This window comes from Streptomyces sp. NPDC090025, from assembly GCF_044748125.1.
GTDB lineage: Bacteria > Actinomycetota > Actinomycetes > Streptomycetales > Streptomycetaceae > Streptomyces.
This window is the reverse complement of record NZ_JBIVFL010000004.1, coordinates 300,134-312,409: the sequence shown is the minus strand read 5'-3', so window position 1 is coordinate 312,409 and position 12,276 is coordinate 300,134. Positions and strand designations below refer to the sequence as shown.

10 protein-coding genes are annotated in these 12,276 nt (G+C 69.9%); 7 read left to right on the top strand and 3 right to left on the bottom strand.

The window, feature by feature from the left end:
* Positions 1-5 precede the first annotated feature (5 nt).
* Positions 6-1,595, top strand: a complete 1,590-nt coding sequence (locus ACIPXM_RS14005) for an ABC transporter substrate-binding protein (RefSeq protein WP_401655088.1) — start codon at positions 6-8, stop codon at positions 1,593-1,595.
* 69 nt (positions 1,596-1,664) lie between these two features.
* On the top strand, positions 1,665-3,242 hold the full coding sequence (locus ACIPXM_RS14000; RefSeq protein ID WP_401655087.1) for an ABC transporter substrate-binding protein: 1,578 nt from the start codon (positions 1,665-1,667) through the stop codon (positions 3,240-3,242).
* A gap of 127 nt (positions 3,243-3,369) precedes the next feature.
* On the opposite strand, the gene ACIPXM_RS13995 is transcribed toward ACIPXM_RS14000, so the two are convergent.
* Both ACIPXM_RS13995 and ACIPXM_RS13990 read right to left on the bottom strand, forming a co-directional pair.
* The gene (locus ACIPXM_RS13995; protein WP_401655086.1) at positions 3,370-4,041 is read right to left on the bottom strand and encodes a response regulator; all 672 of its coding nucleotides are present in this window, start codon (positions 4,039-4,041) and stop codon (positions 3,370-3,372) included.
* A 64-nt stretch (positions 4,042-4,105) separates the two neighbouring features.
* On the bottom strand, positions 4,106-5,134 hold the full coding sequence (locus ACIPXM_RS13990; RefSeq protein WP_401655085.1) for a RecB family exonuclease: 1,029 nt from the start codon (positions 5,132-5,134) through the stop codon (positions 4,106-4,108).
* Positions 5,135-5,213: 79 nt separating this feature from the next.
* Between ACIPXM_RS13990 and ACIPXM_RS13985 the strand changes: the two genes are divergently transcribed.
* The 3 genes from ACIPXM_RS13985 (at position 5,214) to ACIPXM_RS13975 (ending at position 8,140) form a co-directional block, all read left to right on the top strand.
* Positions 5,214-6,404: a site-2 protease family protein gene (locus ACIPXM_RS13985; protein ID WP_401655084.1), complete on the top strand. Its 1,191-nt coding sequence runs from the start codon at positions 5,214-5,216 to the stop codon at positions 6,402-6,404.
* Between the two features lie 18 nt (positions 6,405-6,422).
* Positions 6,423-7,310 (top strand): tRNA (adenine-N1)-methyltransferase, encoded by an 888-nt coding sequence (locus ACIPXM_RS13980; RefSeq protein WP_401655083.1) that lies wholly within the window; start codon positions 6,423-6,425, stop codon positions 7,308-7,310.
* A gap of 266 nt (positions 7,311-7,576) precedes the next feature.
* Complete coding sequence (locus tag ACIPXM_RS13975) at positions 7,577-8,140, top strand: hypothetical protein (protein WP_401655082.1); 564 nt, start codon at positions 7,577-7,579, stop codon at positions 8,138-8,140.
* 99 nt (positions 8,141-8,239) lie between these two features.
* On the opposite strand, the gene ACIPXM_RS13970 is transcribed toward ACIPXM_RS13975, so the two are convergent.
* Positions 8,240-8,551: a ferredoxin gene (locus ACIPXM_RS13970; RefSeq protein ID WP_401655081.1), complete on the bottom strand. Its 312-nt coding sequence runs from the start codon at positions 8,549-8,551 to the stop codon at positions 8,240-8,242.
* Between the two features lie 253 nt (positions 8,552-8,804).
* Here ACIPXM_RS13970 and arc point away from each other — a divergent pair, with 253 nt between their 5' ends.
* Positions 8,805-10,571, top strand: a complete 1,767-nt coding sequence (gene arc, locus ACIPXM_RS13965) for a proteasome ATPase (protein ID WP_401655080.1) — start codon at positions 8,805-8,807, stop codon at positions 10,569-10,571.
* A gap of 176 nt (positions 10,572-10,747) precedes the next feature.
* Positions 10,748-12,268: a depupylase/deamidase Dop gene (gene dop / locus ACIPXM_RS13960; protein WP_401655079.1), complete on the top strand. Its 1,521-nt coding sequence runs from the start codon at positions 10,748-10,750 to the stop codon at positions 12,266-12,268.
* Positions 12,269-12,276: the final 8 nt, after the last annotated feature.

Sequence of the window (12,276 nt, the reverse complement as noted above, 5' to 3'; positions counted from 1 at the left end):
CCCAGATGAACCGCAAGACCCTGGTGCTGCCCACCGTGGCCGCACTGCTCACCCCCCTGCTCGCCGGCTGCGGTGGAGGGGATGCGGGCAGAGCGATCGTCGTCGGCACCACGGACCAGTTCGTCGCGACCGAGGACGCCCCCGCCCCCCTCGACCCCGCCTTCGCGTACGACACCGGCGCCTGGAACATCCTCCGCCAGACCGTCCAGACCCTGATGCACGTGCCGCGCGGCAGCGGCCGACCGGTCCCCGAGGCCGCCCAGAGCTGCGGATTCACCGACAAGGAGAGCGAGAGCTACCGCTGCAAGCTCCGCTCGGGACTCACCTTCGCCGACGGCACCCCGATCACCGCCGAGGACGTCAAGTTCTCCATCGAGCGGGTCCGCGCGATCAAGTCCGACAACGGCACCGCCGCCCTGCTCGCCAACATCGACACCGTCGAGACCCAGGGCGAGCTCGACGTGATCTTCCACCTGCGCACGCCCGACGCGACCTTCCCGTACAAGCTGTCCACCCCCGTCGCGGGCATCCTCAGCAAGGCCAAGTACGACGGCAAGGAGCTCCGCCCGGGCTTCGACGTCGACGGCTCCGGCCCGTACACCATGAAGACCGAGGTCGACGGCGACGAGGTGAAGAAGTTCGTCTTCACCAAGAACCCCAAGTACCGCGGCGACATCACGCTGCGCAACGACAAGATCGAACTGCGCCCGTTCGACGACGCCGGTGCCATGGACAAGGCGCTGCGCGCCGACGACATCGACATGGCCGCCCGCGCCATGTCGCAGGCGCAGATCAAGGAGCTCACCGACAAGCCCCAGGAGGGCATCGAGCTCACCGAGGTCCCCGGCCTCGAGATCCGCTACCTCGCCTTCAACACCAAGGCCCCCGAGGTCAAGGAGAAGGCCGTCCGGCAGGCCATGGCCGCCGTCGTCGACCGCGGCAGCCTCATCGAGAAGGTGTACGGCCCCACCGCCGAGCCGCTCTACTCGCTCATCCCCTCCAGCATCACCGGCCACGCCACCTCGTTCATCGACACCTACGGCGAGCCCGACCCGGGCAAGGCCGCGGACCTGCTCCGCGACGCCGGGGTCAAGACCCCCGTCCCGGTCACCCTGCACTACACCACCGACCACTACGGCGCCGAGACCGCCAAGGAGTTCGAGGCGCTGGCCGTCCAGCTCAACGGCACCAAGCTGTTCGACGCCCGCATCCAGGGCACCGAGTGGGCCAAGTTCCGCCCGGCCCAGAAGCGCGGCGACTACGGCGTCTACGGCCTCGGCTGGTTCCCGGACTACCCGGACCCGGACAACTACGTCGCGCCGTTCCTCGACACCGACAACTTCCTCAACACCCCCTACGTCAACCAGTCCGTCCGTGACCGGTTGATCCCGCAGTCGCGCCGCCAGGCCGACCGCACCGCCGCGACCCCGGTCTTCGAGCAGATCCAGAAGATCGTCGCCAAGGACGTCCCCGTGCTCCCGCTCTGGCAGGGCAAGCAGTACGTCGCCGCCCGCGACGGCCTGACCGGCGTCGAATGGTCGCTGAACACCTCGTCCGACCTGCTCCTGTGGGAGCTGGGCCGCGGCAACGCCTGACCCCTTCGTCGTACCGGCCGCGCACTGCCCGCGCGGCCGGCCGGAACAAGAGATCAAGAGGCAAGTTCTGTGAAGGCACCCAACAAGTGGCTGACCGCTCCGCTCGCCGCGGGCCTCGCCGCCACTCTGCTCAGCGGCTGCGGCACCGAACAGGGCGGCGACTCCGGGGACTCCGGATCCGCCGTGCGGGTCGGCATGGCGGACAAGATCCTCAGCGCCGATCCGGCCGCCGGGTACGACCCCGGCTCCTGGCTGCTGTTCAACAACGTCTTCCAGTCCTTGCTCGCCTTCCCCAAGGGCGGCTCCCAGCCCCAGCCCGACGCCGCCGACGAATGCGGCTTCAAGTCCGGCAGCCGGGTCTACACCTGCACCCTGAAGGACGGCCTCACCTTCTCCAACGGCAACCCGCTCACCTCCGAGGACGTCAAGTTCTCCTTCGAGCGCGCGCTCACCATCGACGACCCCGCGGGCCCGGCCCCGCTGCTCTCCACCATCGAGAGCATCGAGACCCCGGACCCGCGCACGGTCGTCTTCAAGCTGAAGGTCCCGGACGCCACCTTCCCCAGCAAGATCGCCTCCGGCGCCGGGTCCATCGTCGACCACCGCGAGTACCCCGCCGACGCGCTGCGCACCGACGGCAAGGCCATCGGCTCCGGCCCCTACCGCCTCGACGCGTTCAGCGACCGGCAGGCCGTGTTCTCCGCCAACCCCGAGTACCACGGCGACATCAAGCGCAAGAACGACGGCGTCACCCTCAAGCTGTTCGGCGGCGACCAGGCCGCCCTCGGCAAGGCGCTCACCGCGGGCGACGTCGACGTCGCCTACCGCGGCCTGCCCGCCGCCGACATCGCCGCCCTGGAGACCACCGGCGGCGACAAGGGCGTCGAGGTGATCCAGGGCAGCAGCGCCGAGGTGCAGCACCTCGTTTTCAACATGAAGGACCCGGTCGCCGGCAAGCTCGGCGTCCGCAAGGCCATCGCCCACCTCGTCGACCGCGAGGCCCTGGTCCAGAACGTCTACAAGTCGACCGCCACACCGCTCTACTCGATCGTCCCGGCGGGCGTCGCGGGCCACAACACCGCCTTCTTCGACACCTACGGCAGCCCCGACAAGGCCAAGGCCGCGAAGGCGCTGCGGGACGCCGGGATCAAGGACAAGGTCACCCTCACCCTCTGGTCCACGCCCAACCGTTACGGCCCCTCCACCGACCAGGAGCTGAAGGCGATAGCCGAACAGCTCAACGCCAGCGGCCTGTTCGACGTGGACGTCAAGTCGGTCGGCACCGACCAGTACGAGAAGGACATCGCCGACGGCAAGTACGGCGTCTATGTGAAGGGCTGGATCCCGGACTACCCGGACGCCGACAACTTCACCGCCCCCTTCTTCGGCGAGGGCAACGTCCTCGGCAACCACTACGAGAACGCCACCATCACCGGCGACCTGCTGCCGAAGACCGCCTCCGCCGCCGACCGCGGCAACACCGCCGCCGCCTTCGGCCGGATCCAGGACATCGTCGCCGAGGACGTGCCGCTGCTGCCGCTGTGGCAGGGCAAGCAGTACGCCGTCGCCCACGACGACATCACCGGTCTCGAGTGGACGCTCGACCCGTCCACCGTCTTCCGCTTCTGGGAGATCAAGAAGGGCTGACCGCCCCGCCGCCCGCCGCCCGGCGGGTACGCGAAGGGCCCGGCACACGGGGAGTCTGCCGGGCCCTTCGCCGTACGGTCACCCGCCCCGTACGGGCGGCCTCGTCGTACGTACGCTCGTCGTGCGGCTACTGCGCGCCGGGGCGGACCAGGCCGCTCTCGTACGCGTACACCGCCGCCTGCACCCGGTCGCGCAGGCCCAGCTTCGTCAGCACATGACCGACGTGCGTCTTGACCGTCGTCTCGCTCACGAACAGGTCCGCCGCGATCTCCGCGTTCGACAGACCGCGCGCCACCAGCTTCAGCACCTCGACCTCACGGTCGGTCAGCGTGTTCAGCGTGTCCGGGACCTGCTCCTCGCCCGACGGCAGGTGCGCCGAGTACTTGTCGAGCAGCCGCCGGGTGATCGACGGCGCCAGCATCGCCTCACCGGCCGCCACCACCCGGATCGCCTGCACCAGCTCGTGTGCCGGGGCGTCCTTCAGGAGGAAGCCGCTGGCGCCCGCCTTCAGCGCCTCCACCACGTACTCGTCGAGGTCGAACGTGGTCAGCACGAGCACCTTCGCCGGGCCGTCCCGGCCCGGACCGGTGATCTGCCGGGTCGCCTCGACCCCGTCCATCCGCGGCATCCGGATGTCCATCAGCACCACATCGGGCTGCAACGCCCGCACCTGGTCCAGGGCCTGCAGACCGTCCCCGGCCTCACCCACCACCGCGATGTCCTGCTCGGCCTCCAGGATCATCCGGAAACCGGTGCGCAGCAGCGGCTGGTCGTCGACCAGTAGGACACGGATCGCCACGAACAACTCCTTCACGGGCCTACACGGGCGGCGTGGACCGGCACCCCCGGGTCCCGGGGAATGTCTAGTCCACCCCGTCCATTCTGCCCTGACCGTCGACAGCGCCCGCCGCCGGGCGCGCGGGCACCACCGGCAGCGGATACACCGGGGGAGTGCCGCCGAACTCCGGGCACACCGCCTGGTGGTCGCACCAGCCGCACAGCTTCGTCGGCCGCGGCCGCCACTCGCCGGTCTCCGTCGCCAGCTTGATCGCGTCCCACAGCGCGTGCAGCTTCCGCTCCACCCGCAGCAGATCCGCCTCCACCGGGTCGTACGTCAGCACATCGCCGCTGCCCAGGTAGACCAGCTGGAGGCGGCGCGGCACCACGTTCTTCAGCCGCCACACCACCAGGGCGTAGAACTTCATCTGGAACAGCGCGCCCTCGCTGTACTCGGGGCGGGGCGCCTTGCCCGTCTTGTAGTCGACGATCCGGACCTCGCCGGTCGGCGCCACGTCGACCCGGTCGATCACCCCGCGCAGCCGCAGCCCCGACGCCAGCTCCGTCTCCACGAACAGCTCCCGCTCGGCGGGCTCGAGCCGGGTCGGGTCCTCCAGCGTGAACCAGCGCTCGACCAGCGCCTCCGCCTCCAGGAGCCAGGTCGCAAGGCGCTCGGCCGCGGCACCGCCGTCGGCGGCCGCGAGCTCGGTCCCGGCCTCGCCCCCGGCCGCGTCCGCGAACAGCTCGCCCAGCTCGGGCCGCGATGCGAGGAGCCGGTCCCACTGGCCGGGGATCAGCGACTTCGCCCGCGGCGGCGTCCGCTCCGCCGCCGGGGCGTCGAACAGCCGCTCAAGCACCGCGTGCACCAGCGTGCCCCGGGTCGCCGCCGCGCTCGGCTTCTCCGGCAGCCGGTCGATCACCCGGAACCGGTAGAGCAGGGGGCACTGCATGAAGTCGCTCGCCCGCGACGGCGACAACGACATGGGTGTCCTGGCCACCGCGGGACCCGCGGCCGGCTGCTCGCTCGTACTCATGACAGAAACCCTACGGCCCGCCACCGACAGTGGACCCCGGCGCGACCCTGATCCACCCGGCGGGCGCGAGCGGAATACCATCGACGCATGACCCGTCGCGCTGCATGATCGACCCGTGACCGAGCGCGCGGGCCGAACGGCCCGGCGACGAAAGGAACCCGTGAACCAGGACGAGTCCAAGCCGCAGCGGACCGAGGAGCCGGGCGGCGGCATCCTCATGGGCCGGCCCTTCGGCGTGCCCGTCTACGTCGCGCCCAGCTGGTTCCTCGTCGCCGCCCTCATCACCTGGGTCTTCGGCGACCAGATCGAACGCGTCCTGCCCGAACTCGGCGCCGCCCGCTACCTGGTCTCGCTGTTCTTCGCGATCGCGTTCTACGGGTCCGTCCTCGTCCACGAGCTCGCCCACACCCTCGCCGCGCTCCGCTTCAAGCTCCCGGTCCGCCGCATCCAGCTCCAGTTCTTCGGCGGCGTCTCCGAGATCGAGAAGGAGACCGAGACCCCCGGCCGCGAATTCGTCCTCGCCTTCGTCGGCCCGCTGCTCTCCCTGATCCTCGCCGGGCTCTTCTGGCTCACCCTGTACGCCGTCGAACCCGGCACCGTCCCCGGCGTGCTGCTCGGCGGGCTGATGATCTCCAACCTCATCGTGGCGATCTTCAACCTGCTGCCCGGGCTGCCCCTCGACGGCGGCCGGATGCTGCGCGCCGTCGTCTGGAAGATCACCGGCAACGCCATGAGCGGCACCGTCGCCGCCGCCTGGGTCGGCCGCGCCCTCGCCGTCACCGTCCTCATCGGCCTCCCGCTGCTCACCCGCACCGGAGCCCTCGGCAACTCCACAGCCGACATCGGCGGCTTCACCACCGTCACCGACGCCCTGCTCGCCGCGATCCTCGCCGCCATCATCTGGACCGGCGCCGGCAACAGCCTGCGGATGGCCCGGCTGCGCGAACACCTCCCCGAGCTCCGGGCCCGCAGCCTCACCCGCCGCGCCATCCCCGTCGAGTCCGCCACCCCGCTCTCCGAGGCGCTGCGCCGCGCCAACGAGGCGGGCGCCCGCGCCCTCGTCGTCGTCGACGGCCACGGCACCCCCACCGGCATCGTCCGCGAGGCCGCCATCGCCTCCGTACCCCAGCACCGCCGCCCCTGGGTCGCCGTCAGCGCCCTCACCCAGGACCTCGCCGACGGCATGCGGGTCCCCGCCGAGCTCACCGGCCAGCCCCTCCTCGACCACCTGCGGGCCAGCCCCGCCACCGAGTACCTGGTCGTCGAGGAGACCGGCGCGATCTACGGCGTGCTCTCCACCGCCGACGTCGAGAAGGCGTTCGTGAAGGCCATGGCACGACCCTCCGCCTGACACCGGTACCCTGTTCACATGTCCGAACCGACCGGTGCCGCCCGCCGTCGCGGCCCCTTCAAGGTCGGGGACCAGGTCCAGCTCACCGACCCCAAGGGACGCCACTACACGTTCACGCTCGAGGCCGGGAAGAATTTCCACACCCACAAGGGTTCCTTCCCCCACGACGAGCTGATCGGTGCTCCCGAGGGCAGTGTTGTCCGTACCACGGGAAACGTCGCCTACCTCGCGCTGCGCCCCCTGCTCCCCGACTACGTCCTGTCCATGCCCCGCGGCGCCGCCGTGGTCTACCCCAAGGACGCGGGGCAGATCCTGGCCTTCGCCGACATCTTCCCCGGCGCGCGCGTCGTGGAAGCCGGGGTCGGCTCCGGCTCGCTCAGCTCCTTCCTGCTGCGCGCCATCGGCGACGACGGCATGCTGCACTCCTACGAGCGCCGCGAGGACTTCGCCGAGATCGCCAAGGGGAACGTCGAGCGCTACTTCGGCGGTCCGCACCCCGCCTGGCAGCTCACCGTCGGCGACCTCCAGGACAACCTGTCCGACACCGATGTCGACCGCGTCATCCTCGACATGCTCGCCCCCTGGGAGTGCCTGGAGGCCGTCTCCAAGGCGCTCGTCCCCGGCGGCATCCTCTGCTGCTACGTGGCCACCACCACACAGCTCGCGCGCACCGTGGAGTCCATCCGCGAGTTCGGCTGCTACGCCGAGCCGCAGCCCTGGGAATCCATGATCCGCAACTGGCACGTCGAGGGCCTGGCGGTCCGCCCGGACCACCGCATGATCGGCCACACCGGCTTCCTCGTCACCGCCCGGCGCCTCGCCGACGGCGTCGAGCCGCCGATGCGCCGCCGCCGCCCCGCGAAGGGCGCCTACGGCGACGACTACGAAGGCCCCAACAAGGGCTGACGGCCCCGCCGCAGCAACCCCACGCGTCACCCACGCATCACCAACATCCCGGTGCCGCCGCCGAGTTCCCGCCCGAGCGCGAGGAGCCCGACGGCGGCACCGGCGTGTCCGGGCCCCTTGCACGACAGGCCCACCCCGACTGTTCCGCCCTCCTGTGACGTGTGGCACGATGCCGGTTCACAAGCCTTCCCCCGTTCCCTCCGGCCGCCCACCGGCCCACGGGAACCGGGCGAACTCCTCCCGCACCACCACAGGAGACCCCTCGCGTGCAGACCTCCGCCGCCCCGGACCTCGCGCACACCCACGCCCGCCCGGTGCACTGGCTGGCCACCGCCACGGCCATGGCCGCGGTCGTCGCCCTCGCCGGACTCCTCCAACCGGGACCGGCCGGTGCCACCGCCGCGCCCGCCGCCCCGCTGCCCGCCCCGGACGCCGCCACCGCCCACTACCCGCTCCAGTGCGGCGGCGCCCCCAGCACGGTCGCCCAGCGCGCCACCGGTGACCTCGACGGCGACGGAAACCCCGAGACCGTCGCAGTCGTACACTGCGAAGCCGGCTCCGGCACACCCCCCAGCGGCGTCTACGTGCTCACCCGCGGTACGGACGCGACCGGCGCCCACGCGCGCGTGGTGGCCACCCTCGTCGCGCCCACCGAGCTCAAGAACGTCGCGGGCCTCACCGTCCGCGACCGGGCCGTCCACGCCACCCTCGACGGCTACTCGTCCCCCGACGTCCCCAGCTGCTGCCCCGACCAGCACGAGCGGGTGCGCTGGGACTGGCGCGGCGGTGTCTTCGTCCGTACCGCGTCCGACCAGGCACGCAGCGTCTGACATCGGCCCCGAAGGCCCCGAACGCGAAAAGAGCACCCCCTGAGGGATGCTCTTCGCGCACGTCCTGTCACCCGGCGCGCGGCCGCCGCCGGGCCCGGCTCACTCCGCGTCCGGACCGTAGACCTCGACCCGGTCACGGACCCGGCGCACATGGATGCAGTCGCCCGGGCACTCCTTCGCGGAGTCCACCACGTCGGTCAGCAGCGTCAGCGGGACCGGCGTCGTCGCGCCCGGCTCCTGCAGCAGCTCGTCGTCCGCGCTCTTCACATAAGCGAGCCCGTCGATGTCGAGCTCGAAGACCTCCGGAGCGTACTGCGCGCAGATTCCGTCCCCCGTGCACAGGTCCTGATCGATCCAGACCTCAAGCGCCTCCTCGGCACCCGTGACCGGGGCCTCGTGCTGCACGCTCATATCTCCTGCCGTTTCTGCTTCGCGCGGAAGAGCCGCGGGTAAGTCAGGCCACGCCTGACGGGTGTTGACCACACACGACGATACAACCGAGCGCTTTTGCAATGACCCCCGGTGGGTATTCCCCTGGCGTGAGGGGAAGCGCAAGGGTGAAGATCGGACACACCCCGGAGTCTTTTTGATCTAGGGGTTTCAATCTTCACCCACGCAGGTAGGGTCAGGAAGCGTCCAGCTCCCCTTGGAGGAGGTGAGGACCGTGGCATCCCACGACGACGACATCAACCGCGGCATCCGGCCGGGCCGGGGGTCTGACGACCCCGGCGGTCAGATTGCCTATCTCGAGCAGGAAATCGCCGTCCTGCGCCGCAAGCTCGCCGACTCTCCGCGTCATACGAGGATTCTCGAGGAGCGGATCGTCGAGCTGCAGTCGAACCTGGCCGGCGTCTCCGCTCAGAACGAGCGACTGGCCAATACCCTCCGTGAGGCCCGCGACCAGATCGTGGCCCTCAAGGAGGAGGTCGACCGGCTCGCGCAGCCGCCGGCCGGCTTCGGTGTCTTCCTGCAGGCCAATGAGGACGGCACCTGCGACATCTTCACCGGGGGCCGCAAGCTCCGGGTGAACGTCAGCCCCAGCGTCGAGCTCGACGAGCTCAGGCGGGGCCAGGAAGTCATGCTCAACGAAGCGCTCAACGTGGTCGAGGCCATGGAGTTCGAGCGCGCCGGGGACATCGTCACCCTCAAGGAGATCCTTGAGGACGGCGAGCGCGCCCTGGTCGTCGGGCACACCGACGAGGAGCGGGTGGTGCGGCTCGCCGAGCCGCTGCTCGACATCACCATCCGCCCCGGCGACGCCCTGCTCCTCGAACCCCGCTCCGGCTACGTCTACGAGGTCGTGCCCAAGAGCGAGGTCGAAGAGCTGGTCCTCGAAGAGGTCCCGGACGTCGACTACGACAAGATCGGCGGTCTGGGCAACCAGATCGAGCTGATCCGCGACGCGGTCGAGCTGCCGTACCTCTACCCGGACCTCTTCAAGGAGCACGAACTGCGGCCCCCGAAGGGCATCCTGCTCTACGGCCCGCCCGGCTGCGGCAAGACGCTGATCGCGAAGGCCGTCGCCAACTCCCTTGCCAAGAAGGTCGCCGAGGTGACCGGCCAGCCCGCCGGGAAGTCCTACTTCCTGAACATCAAGGGCCCCGAGCTCCTCAACAAGTACGTCGGCGAGACCGAGCGGCACATCCGCCTCGTCTTCCAGCGTGCCCGGGAGAAGGCCAGCGAGGGCACCCCCGTCATCGTCTTCTTCGACGAGATGGAATCCCTCTTCCGCACCCGCGGATCCGGTGTCAGCTCGGACGTGGAGAACACCATCGTCCCGCAGCTGCTCGCCGAGATCGACGGTGTGGAGGGCCTCGAGAACGTCATCGTGATCGGTGCGTCCAACCGCGAGGACATGATCGACCCCGCGATCCTGCGCCCCGGCCGGCTCGACGTGAAGATCAAGATCGAGCGTCCCGACGCCGAGGCGGCCAAGGACATCTTCGCCAAGTACCTCACGGCCACCCTGCCGCTCCACGCGGACGACCTCGCCGAACACAGCGGGTCGAAGGCGGCCGCCGCCCACGGAATGATCCAGTCCGTGGTCGAGCAGATGTACGCGGAATCCGAGGAGAACCGCTTCCTCGAGGTCACGTACGCCAACGGCGACAAGGAAGTCCTGTACTTCAAGGACTTCAACTCCGGCGCGATGATCCAGAACATCGTCGACCGGGCCAAGAAGATGGCCATCAAGGCATTCCTCGACCAGGACCAGAAGGGCATTCGCGTCTCCCACCTCCTCCAGGCATGCGTGGACGAGTTCAAGGAGAACGAGGACCTGCCCAACACCACCAACCCGGACGACTGGGCCCGAATCTCCGGAAAGAAGGGCGAGCGGATCGTCTTCATCCGCACCCTCGTCACCGGAAAGCAGGGCGCGGACACCGGTCGCTCCATCGACACGGTGGCCAACACCGGTCAGTACCTGTAGTGACGCGCACCGGCTGCGGATGTCCGGAAACCGGGCATCCGCAGCCGGTGCTTTCACCCACCGATTCCAGTCACCGAATCGCATTCGATCTCCCCGTACACGCGCGGCCGATCTAGGCTCGTGGGTACCGCCGGACCACGCACACGCGGGGAGCGGCGCCGGGCAAGGAGGGCCGCATGACCGTACGGCGAGTAATGGGCATCGAGACGGAATACGGGATCTCCGTCCCCGGGCACCCCAACGCCAATGCCATGCTCACCTCGTCCCAGATCGTCAACGCCTACGCGGCGGCGATGCACCGGGCGCGCCGCGCCCGCTGGGACTTCGAGGAGGAGAACCCGCTGCGGGACGCCCGCGGCTTCGACCTCGCCCGCGAGGTCGCCGACTCCAGCCAGCTGACCGACGAGGACATCGGCCTCGCCAACGTCATCCTCACCAACGGTGCCAGGCTCTACGTGGACCACGCCCACCCCGAGTACAGCTCGCCGGAGGTCACCAACCCCCGCGACGCCGTGCTCTGGGACAAGGCGGGCGAGCGGATCATGGCCGAGGCCGCCGAGCGGGCCGCCCAGCTCCCCGGGGCCCAGCCGATCCACCTCTACAAGAACAACACCGACAACAAGGGCGCGTCCTACGGCACGCACGAGAACTACCTGATGAAACGGGAGACCCCGTTCTCGGACATCGTGCGCCATCTGACCCCGTTCTTCGTCTCCCGCCAGGTGGTGACCGGCGCCGGCCGCGTCGGCATCGGCCAGGACGGGCGCGAGCACGGCTTCCAGATCAGCCAGCGCGCGGACTACTTCGAGGTCGAGGTCGGCCTGGAGACCACGCTCAAGCGCCCCATCATCAACACCAGGGACGAGCCGCACGCCGACGCCGAGAAGTACCGGCGGCTGCACGTGATCATCGGCGACGCCAACCTGTCCGAGATCTCCACCTACCTCAAGCTGGGCACCACCGCGCTGGTGCTCTCCATGATCGAGGACTCCTTCATCACCGTCGACCTCGCCGTCGACCAGCCCGTCCGCACCCTCCACCAGGTCTCCCACGACCCGACCCTGAAGTACCTGGTCACGCTGCGCAGCGGCCGTACGCTCACTGCCGTGCAACTCCAGATGGAGTACTTCGAGCTGGCCAGGAAGTACGTGGAGGAGCGGTACGGCTCGGACGCCGACGAGCAGACCAAGGACGTCCTGATCCGCTGGGAGGACACCCTCAACCGGCTCGAGAACGACCCGATGAGCCTCTCCGGCGAACTGGACTGGCTGGCGAAGCGCGAGCTCATGGAGGGCTACCGGCGCCGCGACGGCCTGGACTGGGACGCGGCCCGGCTGCACCTGGTCGACCTCCAGTACGCGGACGTGCGCGCGGAGAAGGGCCTCTACAACCGTCTGGTGGCCCGCGGCCGGATGAAGCGGCTCCTGGACGAGCCAGCGGTGGAACGCGCCGAGACGCGCCCGCCGGAGGACACCAGGGCCTATTTCCGGGGCCGGTGCCTCGATCAGTACGCGGACGACGTGGCGGCCGCGTCCTGGGACTCGGTGATCTTCGACCTGCCCGGCCGCGACTCCCTCCAGCGGGTCCCGACCCTGGAACCCCTCCGGGGTACCCGCAATCACGTCAAGGAACTCCTGGACCGGTGCCGCACGGCCGAAGAACTGGTCCGGGTCCTTTCCGGCGGTCAGCGCGGCTGAAATGCCCG

Excerpts from the sequence above, each read along its gene's own strand:
- ACIPXM_RS14005 (WP_401655088.1), top strand. The coding sequence starts at position 6 with ATGAACCGCAAGACCCTGGTGCTGCCCACCGTGGCCGCACTGCTCACC.
- ACIPXM_RS13990 (WP_401655085.1), bottom strand. The coding sequence starts at position 5,134 with ATGGTATTCCGCTCGCGCCCGCCGGGTGGATCAGGGTCGCGCCGGGGT.
- ACIPXM_RS13980 (WP_401655083.1), top strand. The coding sequence starts at position 6,423 with ATGTCCGAACCGACCGGTGCCGCCCGCCGTCGCGGCCCCTTCAAGGTC.
- ACIPXM_RS13970 (WP_401655081.1), bottom strand. The coding sequence starts at position 8,551 with ATGAGCGTGCAGCACGAGGCCCCGGTCACGGGTGCCGAGGAGGCGCTT.
- dop (WP_401655079.1), top strand. The coding sequence starts at position 10,748 with ATGACCGTACGGCGAGTAATGGGCATCGAGACGGAATACGGGATCTCC.